The sequence below is a fragment of the Streptomyces sp. NPDC026301 genome, assembly GCF_055567935.1.
This window is the reverse complement of record NZ_JBVHPN010000007.1, coordinates 245,746-265,082: the sequence shown is the minus strand read 5'-3', so window position 1 is coordinate 265,082 and position 19,337 is coordinate 245,746. Positions and strand designations below refer to the sequence as shown.

At 69.5% G+C, this 19,337-nt stretch carries 14 protein-coding genes and 2 pseudogenes; 7 read left to right on the top strand and 9 right to left on the bottom strand.

Features of this window, described 5'->3' with window-relative positions; all coding sequences use genetic code 11:
* Nucleotides 1-52 precede the first annotated feature (52 nt).
* On the bottom strand, nt 53-604 hold the full coding sequence (locus ACZ4MH_RS14695) for a YbaK/EbsC family protein (protein ID WP_351586137.1): 552 nt from the start codon (nt 602-604) through the stop codon (nt 53-55).
* A gap of 165 nt (nt 605-769) precedes the next feature.
* Nucleotides 770-1,342 carry a helix-turn-helix domain-containing protein gene (locus tag ACZ4MH_RS14690; protein WP_351586136.1) on the bottom strand — a complete coding sequence of 191 codons (573 nt, stop codon included), beginning with the start codon at nt 1,340-1,342 and terminating at the stop codon, nt 770-772.
* A 125-nt stretch (nt 1,343-1,467) separates the two neighbouring features.
* Between ACZ4MH_RS14690 and ACZ4MH_RS14685 the strand changes: the two genes are divergently transcribed.
* Nucleotides 1,468-2,337 carry a DMT family transporter gene (locus ACZ4MH_RS14685; protein ID WP_351586134.1) on the top strand — a complete coding sequence of 290 codons (870 nt, stop codon included), beginning with the start codon at nt 1,468-1,470 and terminating at the stop codon, nt 2,335-2,337.
* A 60-nt stretch (nt 2,338-2,397) separates the two neighbouring features.
* Here ACZ4MH_RS14685 and ACZ4MH_RS14680 read toward each other — a convergent pair whose 3' ends face one another.
* Together ACZ4MH_RS14680 and ACZ4MH_RS14675 are read right to left on the bottom strand one after the other, a co-directional pair.
* Nucleotides 2,398-3,207 carry an acyltransferase gene (locus tag ACZ4MH_RS14680; RefSeq protein ID WP_351586132.1) on the bottom strand — a complete coding sequence of 270 codons (810 nt, stop codon included), beginning with the start codon at nt 3,205-3,207 and terminating at the stop codon, nt 2,398-2,400.
* Nucleotides 3,208-3,413: 206 nt separating this feature from the next.
* Nucleotides 3,414-4,616, bottom strand: coding sequence for a Gfo/Idh/MocA family protein (locus ACZ4MH_RS14675; protein WP_351586130.1), 1,203 nt, complete (start codon nt 4,614-4,616; stop codon nt 3,414-3,416).
* Nucleotides 4,617-4,707: 91 nt separating this feature from the next.
* Here ACZ4MH_RS14675 and ACZ4MH_RS14670 point away from each other — a divergent pair.
* A pseudogene (locus ACZ4MH_RS14670) lies at nt 4,708-4,869 on the top strand (MarR family transcriptional regulator); the annotation flags it as partial.
* 343 nt (nt 4,870-5,212) lie between these two features.
* Nucleotides 5,213-5,632, top strand: coding sequence for a PPOX class F420-dependent oxidoreductase (locus ACZ4MH_RS14665; RefSeq protein ID WP_351586128.1), 420 nt, complete (start codon nt 5,213-5,215; stop codon nt 5,630-5,632).
* A gap of 371 nt (nt 5,633-6,003) precedes the next feature.
* Here ACZ4MH_RS14665 and ACZ4MH_RS14660 read toward each other — a convergent pair whose 3' ends face one another.
* From ACZ4MH_RS14660 to ACZ4MH_RS14650, 3 genes are all read right to left on the bottom strand, one after another.
* Entirely contained in the window at nt 6,004-6,573 is a 570-nt protein-coding gene (locus tag ACZ4MH_RS14660; protein ID WP_351586126.1) for a gamma carbonic anhydrase family protein, read from the bottom strand.
* 332 nt (nt 6,574-6,905) lie between these two features.
* Nucleotides 6,906-7,556, bottom strand: a complete 651-nt coding sequence (locus ACZ4MH_RS14655) for a DedA family protein (RefSeq protein WP_351586198.1) — start codon at nt 7,554-7,556, stop codon at nt 6,906-6,908.
* A 444-nt stretch (nt 7,557-8,000) separates the two neighbouring features.
* Nucleotides 8,001-10,562 (bottom strand): beta-L-arabinofuranosidase domain-containing protein, encoded by a 2,562-nt coding sequence (locus ACZ4MH_RS14650; protein WP_351586124.1) that lies wholly within the window; start codon nt 10,560-10,562, stop codon nt 8,001-8,003.
* A gap of 508 nt (nt 10,563-11,070) precedes the next feature.
* Between ACZ4MH_RS14650 and ACZ4MH_RS14645 the strand changes: the two genes are divergently transcribed.
* Both ACZ4MH_RS14645 and ACZ4MH_RS14640 read left to right on the top strand, forming a co-directional pair.
* Nucleotides 11,071-12,273: a M6 family metalloprotease domain-containing protein gene (locus ACZ4MH_RS14645; protein ID WP_351586122.1), complete on the top strand. Its 1,203-nt coding sequence runs from the start codon at nt 11,071-11,073 to the stop codon at nt 12,271-12,273.
* Between the two features lie 36 nt (nt 12,274-12,309).
* Nucleotides 12,310-14,460, top strand: a complete 2,151-nt coding sequence (locus tag ACZ4MH_RS14640; protein WP_351586120.1) for a glycoside hydrolase family 127 protein — start codon at nt 12,310-12,312, stop codon at nt 14,458-14,460.
* Nucleotides 14,461-14,521: 61 nt separating this feature from the next.
* On the opposite strand, the gene ACZ4MH_RS14635 is transcribed toward ACZ4MH_RS14640, so the two are convergent.
* Nucleotides 14,522-15,208 (bottom strand): GntR family transcriptional regulator, encoded by a 687-nt coding sequence (locus ACZ4MH_RS14635; RefSeq protein ID WP_351586118.1) that lies wholly within the window; start codon nt 15,206-15,208, stop codon nt 14,522-14,524.
* Nucleotides 15,209-15,276: 68 nt separating this feature from the next.
* Nucleotides 15,277-15,425, bottom strand: a pseudogene (locus ACZ4MH_RS14630) (FAD-dependent oxidoreductase); the annotation flags it as partial.
* A 304-nt stretch (nt 15,426-15,729) separates the two neighbouring features.
* Between ACZ4MH_RS14630 and ACZ4MH_RS14625 the strand changes: the two are divergent.
* Together ACZ4MH_RS14625 and ACZ4MH_RS14620 are read left to right on the top strand one after the other, a co-directional pair.
* Nucleotides 15,730-17,514, top strand: a complete 1,785-nt coding sequence (locus ACZ4MH_RS14625) for a glycoside hydrolase family 127 protein (RefSeq protein ID WP_351586116.1) — start codon at nt 15,730-15,732, stop codon at nt 17,512-17,514.
* Between the two features lie 139 nt (nt 17,515-17,653).
* Complete coding sequence (locus ACZ4MH_RS14620) at nt 17,654-19,330, top strand: ABC transporter substrate-binding protein (protein ID WP_351586114.1); 1,677 nt, start codon at nt 17,654-17,656, stop codon at nt 19,328-19,330.
* The last annotated feature ends 7 nt before the right edge of the window (nt 19,331-19,337 follow it).

Genomic DNA, 19,337 nt, shown 5'->3' with positions numbered 1-19,337 from the left:
CCCTGGCCGCTGCCGCCGACCACCTGCCTCCCCCGCCCCCGCCCCCGTCCGCTCAGCCGGCGGCGCGCCCCAGCCCTTCCAGCACCCGCGCCCCCGGCAGGTTCGCGAGCGCCTCGCCCGGGACGATGAGCTTGCCGCGCCGGGCGCCGCTGCCGATCAGGAGGTACGGGGCGGCGGCGACGGCCGCGTCCACCAGGAGCGGCCAGTCGGCGGGCAGCCCGATGGGCGTAATGCCGCCGTACTCCATGCCGCTGCGGTCGACCGCGGTGTCCATCGGGGCGAACGACGCCTTGCGGGAGCCCAGTTCGCGGCGCACGACGCCATTCACGTCCACACGAGTGGTGGAGAGCACCACACAGCCGGCGAGGGTGACGGTGTCGCCGCGCTTGCCCGCCACCACGACGCAGTTCGCGGACTGTTCGAGCAGCCAGGAACCGTAGTGCTCGACGAGCAGCGCAGTGTCGGCGATGGCCGGATCGGTGTCCACGTGAACAAGCTGCTTGACGTCCACCGGCCCCTGCCAGTCGCGGATCGCGGCGGCAACGGGCTCGGGCAGCAGATCCAGGCACTCGACGGCGGGCCGGACATCATCGAAAGCGTCCATGGGCGTGGCCGACGACGAAGAGGAGGGGAACGGGAACGGAGACGAGGACGGAGACGAGGCCGGGGAAGGAGAGGGCGGAGGCATTGAAGTCGGCATGTCCGTCAAACTAACAGGGTCACGGGCACAGCTGACTCCTGTCCCAACTCCCAGACTCAACGGCCAGGCTCAACGGCCGGACGGAACAATCACCGCCATCGTCATCTCCACGACCTCCTCGCCGTCATTGCGGTACTCGTGCGCGGCCGACGCCTCGAAGGTGGCCGAAGCGCCCGCCGGTATCGCATGTTCGGCCCCGTCCACGACGAGGATCAGCTCCCCGCGACGTACGTGGATCAGCTCCTTCGTCCCCGCCGGATGGGGATCCGACTCACTGTGGTCACCCGGCATCAGCCGCCAGTCCCACATTTCGAACGGGCCGGGCGCCTCCGTGCCGACGAGCAGCGAGGTATGGCTGCCGGTCTCGGTGGACCACATCCGTACCGCGTCGCCGGGCGCGACGATCCGCACCTGCGGCCCCTGGTCGTACTCCAGAAGCGTGGTGATGCTGATGCCGAGCGCGTCGGCGATCTTCACGGTCGTCCCCACGCTCGGGTTCGTCCGGGCCTGCTCGATCTGGATGATCATGCCGCGGCTCACGCCCGCACGGGCGGCCAGGGCATCGAGCGTGTAGCCCCTGTCGGTGCGCCAGTGCTTGAGGTTGCGCGCCAGCGACTGCGTGAGCTGATCGAGATCCGTCACCGTTCCATCCAGTCCAGTTCAGTTCAATGTTCAGTTCAATAAAATGAATGTGACAGTCCAGCATTCTGCACTACGCTGTCTTGCACTTCACCGTTCACCACACTGTACTTGCGAGGACTGACACCATGACCGCGGTATTCGCTCTGGCCAGCAGTTTTCTGTGGGGAGCCGCCGACTTCGGCGGCGGGCTGCTCACCCGACGCATGCAGGCACTGACCGTCGTGGTAGTCTCGCAGGTGATCGCCGCGACGGTGCTCGGCGCGATCGTCGTCGCCACCGGCGCCTGGCACGCGGCGACGCCGCAGCTGTGGTTCGCCGTCGCGGCCGGCGTCGTCGGCCCGGCGGCCATGCTGTGCTTCTACCGCGCGCTCGCGCTCGGCCCAATGGGCGTGGTCTCGCCGCTCGCCTCACTCGGCACGGTCCTCGTGCCGCTCGGCGTGGGCTTCATAGCCGGCGAACGCCCGGGCCTGGTGCAGATCGCAGGTATGGCGGTGGCCGTCATCGGCGTGGTACTGGCCGGCGGACCGCAGCGCGGCGGCGGTTCGGTCAAGCGCGAGGCCGTCGTCCTGACCCTCATCGCAGCATTCGGTTTCGGCGCGGTGATGGCCTTCATCTCCGAGGCGTCCACGACCGTGACCGGGCTCTTCCTCGCCCTGTTCGTGCAGCGCGTGTGCAACGTCGCGGTCGGTGGCGCGGCCCTGTACGTGGCGGTCCGGCGCGGCACACCCGCACTGCCCGAAGGCGGTATGGCCGTCATCCGCGCCGCGCTCCCGGCACTGGCGTTCGTCGGCATCGCCGACGTCGCGGCCAACGGCACATACGCCATCGCCACGCAGAGCGGCCCGGTCACCATCGCCGCCGTACTCGCCTCGCTCTACCCCGTCGTCACCGCGGTCGCCGCGATGGGCGTACTCAAGGAGCGGCTGCGTGCCGTCCAAACAGCAGGCGCCTCACTGGCCCTCGCGGGGACGGTTCTGCTTGCTTCCAGCGGGTGAGGTGATTGAGACGGTTGGAGCGGTGGTTGGAGCGGTGGTTGGAGCGGCGGTTGGCCGGCCTTACTGTCCACGTCCGGCCTCACTGACGATGCCGGCGCCGCCGGTCTCGCCGTACGGACCGTGCCCACTGGGCCTGTCGGTCCCCGACTCCGCCAGCGCCAGCAGCTGATCCGGGGTGACGCCCTCGGGGATCGGTACCGGCGGCGGCGTACGCAACGGAGGCTGCCAGCCCGCCGCCGGATCCCAGGTGCGGACGACCTTGGCGGGCGCCCCGGCGACCACGGCGTGGTCGGGCACTTCACCGCGTACGACCGCGCCCGCCGCGACCACGACGTTCCGACCCAGCCGCGCGCCCGGCAGGATCACCGCGCCCGCACCCAGCCAGGACCCGCTGCCGATCTCGACGGGCGCGGTCCGCGGCCACTGCTTGCCCACCGGCTGCGCCGGATCGTCGTACGAATGATTGTCGCTGGTGATGTAGACGTACGGGCCGCAATAGACCTCGTCGCCGATGGTGACCGTCTGCGAGGCGACGACGTGGCTGCCCCGGCCGAGTACGACGCCATTGCCCAGCCGCAGCACCGAGTGCGGGCCGAGATCGAGCCCCGGCATCATTCCGGCGGTCAGCGTGACCTGCTCGCCGATGATGCAGTACTCGCCCAACTCGATCCACTGCTCACCGAAGACCGTGCCCTGGGGGTAGGCGAGCCGGGTACCGCCCCCGATACGGCGGAAACGGTACGGCCCGGGCCGCTCGGCCGTCACCGCGCCGGCCTCCTGGACCCAACGCGTACCCCGGTGTACGGCCCACGACGCGGCCCGGCGCCGCCAGGCCCCGACAGATGAGAACACGTTCTTCTTCGCACGCACCCGCTCACCGTACTCACCAGTAAGACCGACGCACCCCGCCCCGAGCTGTGATCTTCACCCCATGGCCCCGACATCCGCCCACCACATCCCGCCCCCTACCAGGACCGGTACATCCGGAAGCCCCCCTTCGCTCGACAGGTCCGGCCCGACCCTCACATCTCCGCCTCCGCCTCCGCCTCCGTCTCTAGCTTTGCGGCCTCTCCCCCTCACACCTCTTCCGGCGCGTCCCCGAAGTCCGGTACCGGCAGCCGCTCCCCGCCCCGCTGCGCCGACTTATGGGCGACGATGCCCGGCAGGGTGTAGCGGGCGGCGACCCAGGCATTCACGGAGGGCAGCATGCGGGTGTTGACGGCGGTGACGAAGTCGTCGACCAGGAAGTGGTGGCTCCCCTCATGACCGTTGTGCATGTGATCGAACTCCCGCGGCAGCCGGGACCGGTCGTGCACGGGCGCCGAGCCTGACGTGAACGCGTCGCGCAGCGCGGGTGCGACGTGGCGCAGCGACGGGTCGTTGGGCGACAGGGTGGGCTTGGGCTGCAGGAGCTCGGTGATGTCCTTGACCCCCTTCTTGTCCTGCCAGCAGCTCACCGCGGCGAGCTGCTCCATGCTGCCGTCGGTACCGAAGAACCGGAAGCGCGACTCCCTTATGTGGGAGGGGTAGCCCACCCTCCGGAACTCGTTTGTACGGAACGCACCGCCACCCGCGACCTCGAACAGCGCCGTCGCATTGGACATGTCGTTACCGAACTGGCTCACCCCCTTGTCGAACACCCCGTCCCCCCGGTTGTCCGTGACGCCGATGGCCGAGACGCTCACGGCATGCGTCCGCCACGCGCCGAGCACGCCGCCGACGGAGTGGGTCGGGTAGAGCAGCGGCGGGTAGCTGGCGGTGGCCTTCCAGTTCTCGCCGCCGCTGTACTGGTACGCCTCGTAAAAGCCGAGGTCCATGTCGTGGACGTAGTCGCCCTCGGCGTAGAAGAGCCGGCCGAAGGCGTCGTCCGCCAGCTGGTTCCGGGCGTAGACGGTGGCCGGGTTGTACTGGCTGGTCTCACCCATCATGTACGTCAGGCCGGTCTCGCGGACCGCGTCGATGATGGCGGCGATCTCCTCCTCGCTCACCGCCATCGGGACTGCGGAGTACACATGCTTGCCCGCCCGCAGCCCCTGTACGACGAGCGGGCCGTGGGTCCAGCGCTGGGTGAAGATCGCTACGGCGTCCACATCCGACGCGAGCATGTCCTCGTACGAGGAGTACGTGCCGGCGAGGCCCTCGGCGGCGACCAGGTGCTCGGCGCGCTCGGGGAGCAGATCGGTGACGTACACCTCGCCGACTCCGGGATGGGCGTGGAAGAGCGTGGCGAACTGCCCGGAGAATTGCCCGGCGCCGACGATTCCGAGGGAGAACGTCATGGAGATGGGTCCCTTCGCTGAGTGAGAGGGCTTCCCTCACTGGGAGAACATCACTGGGAGAACAGCAGATTGATCTGGCGATTGGTCCGGGGATGTCGCCGGTCCGGCCGTCGAGGAGGCCATATCCGCCAACCGGCACCCCTTGGCGGACCCCATCGCCATGGAAACCAAGGTCTCCGACTTCCACCAGTGGGCCCGCGGCGCCGCGGTCCTGGCCATCCAGGTACTGGTCCTGGGCGCGAAGGAGGGGTGAGCGGTCGGGGAGGGCAGCAGCCGCACATTGTCGGTGGCAGTGGGCGGTGGAAGGCGGCTTGTGGCCTGTGGATTGTGGTCTGTGACCGACGGAGCGTCAGGTGTGGTGCGTCGGCGGTAGGTGGTCGGTGCTTGGCGATAGGTGGCAGATGGCGGGTGGCAGGTGATCGTGTGACAGGCAGAGAAGTGATAGGTCGCTAGGCCATAGGGCAGACGCTGAGGGGGTGGGTGCGGGATGCGACGAGCGGGATGTGGCACGGTGCAGGTGCGTCTCGTGTCTGGAACCGCCCGTGCGGTGCCTGGGCCGTGGGACGTGAACGCAAGCACAACGAGGAGGAGAGTCCATGTCGAATCCGCCGCTTCCCGAGACCGCTGTCGCCATGCTGCGGAAGCCGAATCCGGCTGTCATCACCACGCTCCGGTCCGACGGCCAGCCGGTGTCCACGGCCACCTGGTACCTCTGGGACGACGGACGGGTGCTGGTCAACATGGACGAAGGCCGTAAGCGGCTGAGCCATGTGCGTAAGGACCCGCGGGTGACGCTCACCGTGCTCGACGAGGAGAGCTGGTACACGCACATCAGCATCATCGGGCGCGTCGTCGAGCTGCGTGACGACGAGGGCCTGGCCGACATCGACCGGCTGGCCCAGCACTACATGGGAAAGGAGTACCCACAGCGGGACCGCAAGCGGGTCAGCGCCTGGATCGAGATCGACCGCTGGCACGGCTGGGGCACGCTGAAGGACAGCAGCCAGCCGGGCTGATTCCCCGGCGAGGGACGGCTCCGCCTGCCGGGCCCCGCTCGGCCCGGTCTGCAGTGCCGGCCCGTCCGCGGTACCGGCCCCGGTCCGCGGTACCAGCCCGCGCCTCGTTCGGGCACCGGCGGCCGGCGCCGGGGGTGCCCGGGTGCCGGGGCCGTACGCGGCGAACCGGATTGCGGGCGCCAGTCGCAGCCGTACAGCTGGTGCCGGCGGCGGATCGGGTCCGGGCCGGGCCCCAGCTGGAGCCGCGGCTCGGCGCCCGTCACCGCCCCCTGTTGCTGCCCCGGTGCCCGCTACGCGCAGCTCGGCTTCGGCTCAGCCGCGGCTCGGCGTCGGTAGTCGGTCACCGGCGGCTACGGCTACAGCTACGGCGGCTATGCCTCGTCGGGCTGGGTCGGCTTGGTTGAGTCGTTGGCGGGCTGGACCGTCTGGCGGTGGCGGATGGCCAGGTCGACGTAGACGGCGGCGTTCAGCTTGATGGACTCGCGTTCTTCGTCGGTCAGCTCGCGCTTGACCTTGGCCGGCACTCCGGCAACCAGCGAACCGGGCGGCACCTGCATCCCCTGCGGGACCAGGGCCTGCGCGGCGACGAGGGAGCCGGCGCCGATGTGGGCGCCGTTCAGGACCGTGGCGCCCATGCCGACCAGTACGTCGTCCTCGATGGTGCAGCCGTGCAGTACCGCGTTGTGCCCGACCGACACGCGCTCGCCGACCGTGACCGGGAAGCCGGGGTCGACGTGCACGGTGCAGTTGTCCTGGATGTTGCTCTCGGCACCGATCGCGATGGGGCCGCCGTCGGCCCGCAGGACGCTCTGGTACCAGACGCTCGAACCGGCAGCCATGGTGACCTCGCCGAGTACGACGGAGGTGGGAGCGGTGAACGCCTCGGGGGCGATCCTCGGCTCCGGCCCGCCGACCCCGGAAATCAATGCCTGTTCCGCCATCGCTGTCTCCTCGTCGCGTGTCGTCACGTGTCTCGTCGCGTGTCGTCAAGTACGTGTACCGGGCGGCGGCACACGGTGTCAGTGCCGTATCAGTGGCGGTGTGGGTGCCACGTCGGTGTCACCGACACTGACACCGACGCCTACGCCTACGCGGACACCGGCACGGCAGTCGCTGATCGTGTTGCGCCGAGAGCACCGTAGGCGACGCACGTCGGGGCCTCGCCTCACTGGGGCGAAGATCACAAGAGGAGATCACGAGGGACGGACACCGGCGTCGCGTGAGACACGTGCCGAAGGTGACCACGCACGCCACGGAGTGATCCGGGCAGCGGTCAGTCCGTGGCCGCCGTGGCGGCCGGCTGACGGTCCTGCTGGTCAGCGGTGGCCTTGGCCGCCCGACGCTTCATGACGACCAGCGAGCCGAGGCCGAAGAGGAGCGCGGCGACCAGGCCCAGCCAGGAGAAGCGCTTCAGCCAGGGCTCCGCGACGATGCCGACGCTGTAGATCAGCGCGGTGGTGCCGCCTGCCCAGACGATGCCGCCGAGGACGTTCGCGATGAGGAACTTCCAGTACGGCATCCTCAGCACGCCCGACAGCGGTCCGGCGAAGATCCGCAGCAGGGCGATGAACCGTCCGAAGAAGACCGCCCACATGCCCCACTTGTCGAACTTCGCTTCGGCCATCGCGACGTGCTCTGGCCCGAAGTGGCGCGGGAATTTCCGCCCGGCCCAGTCCAGCAGTGGCTGGCCGCCCTTGCGGCCGATGACGTACCCAATGGAGTCGCCGACGATCGCGCCGACCGACGCACACAGCCCCAGCACGACCGGGTTGATGTGGTCCTGCGTCGCGGCCAGCAGGGACGCGCTGACGAGAACGATCTCGCCCGGCAGCGGAATGCCCAGGCTCTCCAGCCCGATGACCACCCCCACCAGGAGGTAGACGCTCACCGCCGGTACGGACTCGAGCCACTCCTGGACGTGCAACGCGGCTTCCTCCACCTCATATCGGGCCCTCGTACGGGCCGCCCCCTGACGCGCGATGCCGCACGTCAGGGAAGGGTACTCGATCTCCTGGTCACGACCGCGGGTGCCGCGCGTGGCGCACGGCAGCCGGCAGTCGCTGTTCAGCGGCATCGGCCACTGGTCGTCAGAGGGGGAGACGCAACATGGAGCACATCAGTTGCCCGCGGGCGCCGGCGGATTCTCCGCCGAGCCTGCTGTGCGGCAAGAGGGACGCCTCAGCGGGACGAGTGGACGAATGGACGAGACGAAGGAGACGGACGCTCGGACTCCTCCTATACCTCTATACCTCGCTGCCCTCACTACGGCGGCCCATGCCCTCACCGACCGCGGTATCCCTTGAGGCCGCCCGCCGCGGCGGGGCCGGCCAGATGCGGTGGATCCGGCCGACCCGGGGCGGGTGAAGCGTCAGCCTTGTGCCAGGGCTGCGATCTCGGCCGCTGTCAGCGTCTTCCCGTATACGCGGAAGTCGTCGACCGCCGCCTTGAGGTACGGGTCGGGGTACTGCGACTTGCCGATGTAGGCAGCGGGGATGTGGTTGCCGAACCAGTCCGGCTGGGCGGTGACCTTCTCGTTGCGCCCCGCCTCGCGGCCGTTCACGTACAACACCGCCGTCCCCTTCCCGTATGCCACGGCGACGTGCACCCACTCACCCGTCGGCAGCGGGTCGGCGTCGATGCGCTGCTCGGTTCCGCCTCCTCCGACGGTGATGGCGTACCGCAGGGTTCCCGCGTCGCTGCACGGGGTCAGGAACATGTTGGCCGTCGCGCCGGTGCCGAAGTCGAAGATCCTGCTCCAGGTCGCCGGCTGTCCGTCGAGCTTGACCCAGGTCGCGACGGAGTACGCGGACGCTCCCACGAGGATGTCCTCCGCGAGCCGCACATGCCCGCCCCCGCCGTCCAGGGCCACGGCGCCACCTGTCTTCCCGGTGGCCCATGATGCGCCGCCCACCAGCTGCGCGGCCTTGTCGTTGCCGGTCGCGTCGACCGCCGTCGTCCCAGAGGTCTCGTCGAAGCGGTACCAGGCGGCGAACGCGGGCGGGGGCGACGGCGGTTCGCCGGTCAGCCAGTAGACGTTGTAGCGCTGATGGTGCACGCGCGCGATCGGCAGGAGGGTGACGGCCTCGTCGTCGGCGCGGGCGGTGAACCGCATCGGGACGGCCGTCTGCTTCTCCACGGTCTCCGGGTCGAGCCGTGGCATGCGCATCGCGCCGCGGTCACCGTACGCCCCGGCGAGTACCACCGGCCCGTACAGCACCGCCTGCACATCCGGGTCGTCCGGCGTCGGCTCGGTCGTCAGCCGCATCGGAAGCGTCACCTCCACCCGGTCCCCGGCCCGCCACCGGCGGTCCAGCACCAGCCAGCTGCCGGGCTTCGGGCGGTCCTGGAGCATCCGGCCGTCCAGTTTGACCCGCGCGCCGGAGGCCCAGGACGGGATGCGGATGCGCAGCTCGTGTTCCGCCTCCCCGGAGGCGACGGTGAGGAGGGTCGAGGACCGGTCCGGGAAGTCGGTGGTCTGCCGCCAGGTGATGCCCTTCTCCCGCCACGTCACCTCGGACGGGATGAAGAGGTTGACGAGCAGGCTGTCGGCGCGGTGCGTGTAGACGGTGTCCGCGAACTTCGCCTGCGTCTCCATGCCGGTGCCGTGGTCGCAGGAGAAGTTGTCGTAGTCCGTGGAGTAGGCGTTCGGGTCGCTGCCCATGAAGGACGGCTGCTGCTTGAAGGATCCCGGCGCCAGGCCGGTGTAGTAGATATTGAAGCCGTGTTCGGAGTCCGGGTCCTGCTCCCCGAGCATCTGGTTGAACAAGGCGCGCTCGTAGTAGTCGAGCAGGTCGGTGCGTTCGGGCGCATGGAAGTGCATCAGCCGCGTGAGCTTGAGCATGTTGTAGGTGTTGCAGTTCTCGCAACAGCCATTGGACAGCTGGGAGGCGATGGCGTCCGGTGCGTGGAACGCCTCACCGTTGCTGTTGCCGCCGATGACGTATGTGTGGTGGTCGGTGACGATCTGCCAGAAGTTCTCGGCGATGGTGCGGTACCGGTCGCTCAGCCCCTCCTCCCAGAGCCGGATTGCGCCGACCATCTTCGGTATCTGGGTGTTGGCGTGGAGTCCGGCGAGCCGGTCCTCGTTCCTCGCGAGGGGATCGACGACGTGGGCGTGGGTGAACCGCTCGGCGACCTCCAGCCACTTGGTGTCGCCGGTGATCGCGTGCAGGTCGGCGAGGACGTCGTTCATACCGCCGAACTCCGTCTGCAGAACGCGCTGCATCCGGTCGTAGCTCAGCTTTGCCGTCCGCGCGTCCACCCAGGCGGCCTGGCGCAGCACGACGTCGAGGGCCTGCTCGCTGCCCGCCAGCCGGTACTGGTCGACGAACCCGGCCATGATCTTGTGGATGGTGTAGTACGGCGCCCAGACTTCGGTGCCGGCCTCCAGCCGGTCGAAGAAGCTCTCCGGGAACGCCGACACATAGCCCTTGCCGTATCCGGCCCGGGGCGACGCGGCCTGGCACTCGGCGAGCGCGGCGACCAGCCTGCGGCCCTTGTCGCGCAGCGCCTCGTCCCCGGTATGGGCGTAGGTGAGGGCGAGCCCGGAGAGCAGATGCCCGGTGCTGTGGCCGCGCAGCTCGACTTTCGGGGCCTCCCAGCCGCCGCACGGCTGTGAGCCGCTCGGCAGACCGACGTTGAGGCGGAAGGTGTGCAGCAGCCGATCGATGTCGACGAAACGCAGGTAGGCGGTGTTGCGCGCCTGGTTGTCCTGGAAGGCGCCCGGGAGCAGGGTCACGGCGTCGAGTGGGAACGGCCGGACCGCGCCGTCCCGCACCGCCGCCCGCTGCGTCCCGACGCCGTCGCGCGGAGTGCTCGCGTGCGCCGTACCGCTGCCGGCCGTGGTGAGCACCGCGGCCGCGGCGCCTCCGGCCGCCGTCGCGATGAAGTGCCGTCTGTCCAGGGGGGTGTGCGGGGCTTGTTCTGTCATCGTCTTCTCCCTCAGCACGCGTCTTTGACCGAGGTCTGCGAGGCGTCTCTCGGCGGGATCTTCGGTGCGGCTCGCGTCGCTCCCCTCAGGAGTCCGGTCGCGCGGGCCCATGGCCCCACGTGTTCGTGATATCGAACGCTATCCATAACTTCGAACGCGAAGATAGGGTGAACGGGCAGGGGCGTCAACGCTCCGCGTAGATCTCTCTCGCAGCGCGACCGCCGCCTTCCTCGGCCCCGTCACTGCCCAGACCTGCCGCAAGAAGCTCACCAGGGCGACGACAGAGGCTCATTCTGACGTCCCGTCAGGTCGCCTCGCGGACGGGCGGGTCATGGGCGGCACGCCGCTGCGGATCGCGTCGTGGGGGTTTACAGACGCCTCACGGTCTGTGCTATATCACATGTCACCTGTCACCCATTGAGCTGTGTGAGTCCGGCAGCAGGTCACGGACTCGGATCATCAGGCATGTCCCGACCCCGCGTCGCGCCCCTCAGAGCAGGAGACAGCCTTGCGTAGAAGACGAAGCGCCTCGATAGCGATCGCCGCCCTCCTCTTCACCGGCGTCGGGGCAGCACCGCCTGCCAGTGAACGCGCGCACGCTGCACCCGCTTCGAACACTGCGCGGTGCAAGCTGCCCGCTGCGACCGACGACCTGGGCTCCGGCTTCCCTGTCGACAACCAGGCCCTGCCCGCCGTCGGGAAGCTCAAGTCGGCGATGCTCTTCGTCGATTTCGAGGATCACCCCGCCACCCGCGGTTCGCTGCTCAAGGCCGAGTCGAACCTGCGCTCCGGCGTCGAGTACCTCGAGAACGTCTCGGGCGGCAAGCTGGATGTCGAGGTCACGAGCTCCGACCGCTGGGTACGCATGCCCGAGCCATCGACCTCATACCCCTTCGAACGGGGCCTGAGCTACGAGGACCACGTCCGGTACATCGAGGACGCGATCGAGGCCGCCGACGCGGACTTCGACTTCTCCGACACCGACGTGGTCTGGGTGGTCGCCACCGAGCAGGCGAAGAACATCACCTACTCCCCCACCACCAACCACCTCGACGTCACGGTCGATGAGCACCACATCACGCATGCGATCACCTTCGGCTACGACCAGTGGCGGTGGGGCGGCCTGGTACTCGCCCACGAGAGCGGGCATTCACTCGGGCTGCCCGACCTGTACCTGTTCGAGGCGCCGACGGATGACCCGGGCAACTGGCATGCTGCCGTGGGCGGCTGGGACCTGATGGGCCTGATCTCCGGTCAAGCGCCCGAGTACTTCGCCTGGCACCGCTGGCAGCTCGGCTGGCTGGGTGACCGGCAAGTGGCCTGCGCACCGCTCGACTCGAGCACGACCACGACCACGACCACGACCATCGTCCCGGTCGAGAAGTCGACGACGGGCAAGCCCTCTGGTCACGCGATGGTGGTACTGCCCGTCTCGGAGACGAAAGCCGTCGTGGTCGAGAACCGTCAGGCCATCCGGTACGACCGGGAGATCCTGACCTCGGGCGCCCTCGTCTACACCGTCGACACCAGCGTGCGGACCGGCCACGGACCGATTCGGGTCGTGGACGCGACGCCCGAGTCGGCCCACCGCCTCGACGACGCCCCGTTCCAGCCGGGCACATCGTGGACCGAGCCGTCCACCGGTGCGGTCCTCTCATTCGAGGAGGCCCGCGCCGGCAGCCTCCGGGTCACGGTCGAGCCGGCGGCCTGAGAAACCCCTTACCGACTGAACGAAAGAGGCACCACCATGACCGGATCACCGTCACGCCGTACAGTGCTGAGTCTCGCAGCGGCCAGTGCTGCCGCGCTGCCACAGCTCACCTGGACCGCCACCGCCTCGGCCACCGCCTCCGCCGGAGCCTCCGCCGGGACCGCCGCGAACCCGCTCCCCGTCCCGGCGACCTGGCGGGTCACCCCCTTCCGGCTCGACCAAGTCTCCCTCCGCGACGGCGTCTTCCAGGCCAAGCGCGACCTGATGCTGAGATACGCCCGCGCCTACCCCGCCGACCGGATCCTCGCGGTGTTCCGCGCCAACGCCGGGCTCGACACGTACGGCGCCCACCCGCCCGGCGGCTGGGAGACCGCCGACGGCAACCTCCGCGGACACTACGCCGGCCACTTCCTCACCTTCGTCGCCCAGGCGTACGCCGGCACCCGCGAGCCGGCGCTGAAGGAAAAGCTCGACCACCTTGTCTCCGCCCTCGGCGAGTGCCAGGCGGCCCTCGCCGCCTCCGACGACCCGCCGAGCCACCCCGGCTACCTGGCGGCGTACCCGGAGACCCAGTTCATCCTGCTGGAGAGCTACACCAAGTACCCCACCATCTGGGCGCCCTACTACACCTGCCACAAGATCATGCGGGGGCTGCTCGACGCCCACGTGCTCGGCGGCAGCCAGGAGGCGCTGCGGATCGTCTCCGGCATGGGCGACTGGGTGCACAGCCGGCTGAGCCGGCTGCCGCGCGAGCAGCTGGAGAAGATGTGGGCGATCTACATCGCGGGCGAGTACGGCGGGATGAACGAGGTCCTCACCGACCTGGCCACCGTGACCGGCAAGCCCGAGCACCTGGCCGCCGCCCGGCTCTTCGACAACACCGCGCTGCTCGCCGCCTGCGCCGAGAACCGCGACATTCTCGACGGCAAGCACGCCAACCAGCACATCCCCCAATTCTCGGGCTACGTCAGGCTGTACGACGAGACCGGCGACGCCGAATACCTCAAGGCGGCGCGAAACTTCTGGGGCATGGTCGTCGGACCCCGCACGTACGCGCTGGGCGGTACCGGGCAGAGCGAGATGTTCCGCGCCCGCGACGCGATCGCCGCCACCCTCGATGCCAAGAACGCCGAGACGTGCGCCGCGTACAACATGCTGAAGCTCAGCCGATACCTCTTCTTCCACGAGCCCGACCCCGCGTACATGGACTACTACGAGCGGGCGCTGACCAACCAGATCCTCGCCTCCCGCCGGGACCAGCCGTCCACCCACAGCCCGGAAGTCACCTACTTCATCGGGATGGGCCCCGGCGTCACCCGCGACTTCGACAACACCGGCACCTGCTGCGGCGGCACCGGGATGGAGAACCACACCAAGTACCAGGAGACGGTCTTCCTCCGCTCCGCCGACGGGGAGACGCTGTACGTCAACCTGTACATCGCCGCCACCCTGGACTGGGCCGAGAAGGGCTTCGTCCTCACGCAGCAGAGCGACTTCCCGTACGAAGGCGACCGCGTGCTGACCGTGCGCAAGGGCAGCGGCCCACTGGAACTGAAGCTGCGCGTGCCGCACTGGGCCACCCGCGGCTTCTCCGTCGCTGTCAACGGCGTGCGCCAGGACCTCGACGCCCGCCCCGGGACGTATGCGAGCCTGCGCCGGAACTGGAAGCCCGGGGACGTAGTGCGCGTCCGCATGCCGTACGCGCTGCGCACCGAGGCCGCACCCGACGACCCGACGGTGCAGTCACTCTTCCACGGGCCGGTGCTGCTGGTGACACAGGACCGGGCGACCGAGCTGCTGGAGTACTCCTTCTACCGGCACCTCACCCTCGACGGCGACCTGTCGGCGGTCGTGCGGCAGGGACGGGAAGCGGGGCACTTCACCACACACGACCGCACCCTCGCCCCTTTCCACATCGGCGACGAGACCGCGTATCACGCCTGCTTCCGCCGCTCTGAGCCGGTCATCGCCTTCCGCAAGGCCGACTCCGAGGTGCCGAACCGGGCGGACGGCGAAGGGACGACGTACCTGGACCGGCTCTGGGCGCAGGCACCGTTCCGGGACCGGGCGGCGTTCCTGCGCACCGTGCGGGCGGTCGCGGACGAGTGGCAGGCGGCGGGCCGGCTCACCCCCGCCGAACGGGGCGCGGTGCTGGCAGCGGCCGCACGCGCCGACATGGAGCCGTAGCCCGGCGGCGCACGGCGGGCGGGGCACGGCGACCATCGGTCCGTGCCCCGAGCTACCGTCGCTACTCGGCCCAGAGCCCGCGGATGTGGCCGATGTGACGGGTCATCACTTCAAGCACGGCCGACTCGTCGCGGGAGAGCAGCGCGTCGAGGATCTCCACGTGTTCCTCGGCGGAGGCCTGCAACTTCTCCTCCTCCACGAGAGCCGTGAGGCCGTACAGCCGGGATCGCCTGCGCAGATCGCTGACGACCTCGACGAGGTGCGCGTTGCCCGCGAGGGCGAGCAGGCCGAGATGGAACCGCAGGTCCGCCTCGACATACGCGATGAGGTCGCCGGCGGCCGCGGCGGTCACGATCTCGTCGGCGATGGGCCGCAGCGCCTCCAGCGCGTCGGGATCCGCCGTGGAGGCGAGCCCGACGGTGGTCGGGATCTCGATCAGGGCGCGGATGTGCGTGTACTCGTCCAGCTGCTGGTCGGAGACGGCGGTGACCCGGAAGCCCTTGTTGGGCACCGTGTCGACCAGGCCTTCCTTGGTCAGGTCGAGCATGGCCTCGCGCACGGGCGTCGCGGAGACGCCGAAGCGCGCGGCGAGTCCGGGTGCGGAGTAGACCTCGCCCGGGCGCAGTTCACCGGCGATCAGCGCGGCGCGCAGCGCGTCCAGAACACGCTCGCGGTAGCTGCTCCGCGTCCCCCCGAGGGTGGGCAGAGCAGGGCCTGCGGTCTTGGCGCTGGTGCGCTGGGCGGTCATCGGGTTTCCTTCCATGCCATGTGATGTGCCACCAGTATCCAGGCGCGAGCGCCGAGCCTCCGATGCCTGCCCTCGCCCGCGCCGGTCGTGCCGCCGGCCACCGGGCCGCAGTCCACCAGGGCGACGCGCAGGCCGGCCCGGGCCGCGTGCAGGGCACAAGCGGCGCCCGTCATTCCGGCCCCAACGACCCAACATCGCAGGTCAGTTGCTTAGTCACGCCGGTACTATGTCACATTCCTCCTACTCGGCCAAGAGGTTCACAGCTCCACACGGCGCCCGGCCCTCCGGCGCCCCAGCCACTTCTTCCGCCTCCCACCGCCCACGTAAATTCCACGGAACAACCATTGCCGTCCTTCGAACCGCACCCCTAAGGTCAGCCCAGCACCGCAGTGCTATTGCACAGTGCAATGCCACATATCACTGGAGGGCAGCCCATGACACCGGAGCAGGCCAGAGCACGTTCAGGGGGCCGAGCGGGAGCCGTACGGACCGAGGCGGGGGCCGTTGCCCCGCTCTCCTCCGTGCACCTGACGGGCGGACTGCTCCGGCACTGGCAGGACCGCAATGTGCGGTCGACGATTCCGCACACCATCGAGCAGCTGCGCGCGGCCGGAAATCTCGACAACCTGAGCCGCCTCCTGGCCGAGGAGCCTCCGCCCTATCGCGGGCGTTACCCGTTCCTCGACACCGACCTGTACAAGACCCTGGAGGGTCTGGCGTACGAGATCGGCGCGGGCCGGACGGACGCCGGCGTCCGGGAGTTCTTCGACGAGGTCGTCGGCCTCCTCGAACAGGTCCAGGCCGAGGACGGCTACCTCAACTCGTTCCTCCAGGACGCCGCGGCGACCAAGAAGCCCTGGGAGGACCTGGCCTGGGGGCACGAGCTCTACAACCTCGGCCATCTGATCCAGGCCGCCGTCGCGGCCCGTCGCCGTATGGGCGACGACCGACTCCTCGCCGTGGCCGTGCGCTTCGCCGACCTCGTCGTGCGCCGCTTCGGCGAGGGCGGCGAAGCGGGCATCTGCGGGCACCCCGAGGTGGAGATGGCCCTGGTCGAGCTGTACCGGGAGACCGGCAACCGCGACTACCTCACCCAAGCCCGCCTGTTCGTGGACCGCCGCGGGCACGGGAACCTCCGGCACAGCATCTTTCCGCCCGAGTACTTCCAGGACCACCTGCCCTTCCGCGACCTCCCCACGGTCACCGGGCACGCGGTCCGCATGGCGTATCTGGCCGCCGGCGCGACCGACCTTTTTTTGGAGACCGGTGACCGAACCATGTTCGAGACTCTGGACAGGCTCTGGGACGACATGGTCGCCACCAAGCTCTACCTCACGGGCGGGCTCGGCAGCCGGCACTCCGACGAGGCCATCGGCGACCGGTACGAGCTGCCGTCCGAGCGCTCGTACAGCGAGACGTGCGCGGCCATCGCCCTGATGCAGTGGGCCTGGCGGATGTTCCTCGCCACCGGCGGCGCGAAGTACCTCGACGTCTTCGAGCGCGTGCTCTTCAACGCCTACGCCGTGGGCCTGTCCGCCGACGGGACGGCGTTCTTCTACGACAATCCGCTCCAGCGCCGCCCCGACCACGAGCAGCGCAGCGGCGCCGAGACCGGCGGTGCGGCGCTGCGCCGGTCGTGGTTCGGCTGCCCCTGCTGCCCGCCCAACATCGTGCGGTGGATGGCGCAGCTGGGCGACTACGTGGCCGCCGAGCGCCCGGACACTCTGCTCGTCGCCCAGTACGCCGAGGCGTGCATCGAGACGGACGCCCTCGCGGTGAGCGTCACCACGGACTACCCGTGGGACGGCGACGTGCGCCTCACCGTCGAGCGCGCCCCCGGCCGCCCCTACGCGATCAGCCTGCGGATCCCCGGCTGGGCCAGCGGCGTCACGCTCGACGGCGAACCCGTCACCGCCGAGGACGGCTGGCTGACCGTCGAACGGGAGTGGGCCCAGGGCGACACGCTCCGGCTGCGTCTGCCGATGCCGGTACGCGGCCACGCCTCGCATCCGCACCTGGACGCGACCCGTGGCGCGGTGGCCGTCGCCCGCGGTCCGCTCGTCCACTGCGTCGAGCAGCAGGACGCTCCCGCCCCGGTGGACGACCTCGTTCTCCCGGCCGACCGGCTGGCCGTCGCCGAACTCGCGCCCGCGCCGGAGGGACTGCCGGGAAAGGTCGCCGTCCGGGTCACGGCGGACGTCGCGCCCACCGCGCCGCCGGAACTGTATCCGGAGATCACCGGCCAACTCCTCGCCTCCGAACCGCCATTGACGGTTCCCGTGACTCTCGTCCCCTACTTCCTGTGAGGCAACCGCAGGGCCGAGGCCATGCGCGTATGGGTCAGGACCCGTTGACCGCATCCGTCGAGATGACCACATCCGTCGAGATAAGCACAGCCGTCGAGACAAGCACAGTCATCGAGATCGTCGACCGAAGGAATGCTCCATGAGGAGATCCACCGCGCTCACCGGCGTGACCGTACTCAGCACGCTGATGCTGGCCGCCTGCGGCGGCGGGCCGAACGCCTCGTCCGCCGGTGCCGGACCCGGGGGCGGGAAGCCGGCCACCGGTGGCACCGTGCGCTTCCTGGCCAACTCGGACTTCTCCCACCTCGATCCCGGGCTCGGGTTCGACGGCGGGGTCAACAACTTCTACCGGCTCATCTACCGCGGCCTGACCACCTTCGGGGCCGGACCCGGTGCCAAGGGCACCAAGGTCGTCCCGGACCTGGCGACCGACCTGGGCACCCCGTCCGACGACGGCAAGACCTGGACGTACCACCTCAAGGACGGGCTGAAGTTCGAGGACGGCTCCCCCATCGACAGCGCGTCCGTGAAGTTCGGCATCGAGCGGGCCTGGGACCCGGAGATGGGCGGCTCCCCGTATCCGAAGCAGCTCATCAAGGCGCCCGCCGATTACAAGGGGCCGTACCGGTCCGGAGGCCTCGACGCGATCGAGACGCCGGACTCCAGGACGGTCGTCTTCCACCTCAAGAAGTCCTTCGCGGACTTCCCGAGCGCGCTGACCATGCCGAACTTCACCCCGTTCCCCAAGGGGACCGGCGCGGGGCACGCCTTCGACACCAAGCCGATCGCCTCCGGCCCGTACAAGGTGGCGAGCCACACCCAGGGCTCGTCGCTCAAGTTGGTCCGCAACCCGCAGTGGAAGGCGTCGACGGACAAGGTCCGCGCGGCGAAGCCGGACGCCTTCGAGTGGACCTTCGGTCTCGACGCCGCCACCATCGACGAGCGCATGCTCGCCGGTCAGGGCGCGGACGCCGACGCCATCGCCGCGAGCATCCAGCCGGCGGCCCTCTCCCGCGTGCAGACGCCGCAGTTGAAGGCGCGCACCCTGTCAGGGCCCAACGGCTGCACCACGTACCTGGGCATGAACACCACGCGCAAGCACCTGTCCGACCTGAGGGTGCGTCAGGCCATCGCGTACGCCGTCGACAAGGGCTCGGTCGTCGCCGCGATGGGCGGCAAGCAGCTCGCCGCCAAGGGGACCGCGATCCAGCCGCCGCAGATGCTCGGCCGCACCGACTACGACCGCTACCCGCACAGCAGGACCAAGGCCAAGAAGCTGCTCGCCGAGGCGGGTCTTTCCGGCGGGTTCTCCCTCACCCTGGACACCCGCCCGGTGGCCCAACAGCAGGCGATCTCGGTCGCCATCCAGGAGGCGCTCAAGCCGCTGAACATCAAGGTGAAGATCAACAACATCGACACCTCGACGTTCTACGAGGTCATCGGCAGCACATCGAAGCAGCACGATCTGGCCCTGACCGGCTGGTGTCCCGACTGGCCTTCGGGCGCGACCTTCCTGCCCCCGCTGTTCGACGGCCGCAACATCACCCCGACCGCGAACACGAACATCTCGCAGATCGACAACGCCGCGATCAACAAGCGCATGGACGAGATCGCGGCCATGAAGGACGTGAGTGCCGCCAACAAGGCGTACGGCGAGCTCGACAAGCAGATCATGGCGCAGGCCCCGATCGTGCCGCTCGCCTACGAGAAGTACCTCTTCGTGCCGGGCGCCAACGTCGCGGGCGCCTATCGGTCGGACGCGTACACCGGCGGCATCGACCTCGTCTCGGTCGGCCTCAAGGACCCGGAGAAGTAGGCCGCTC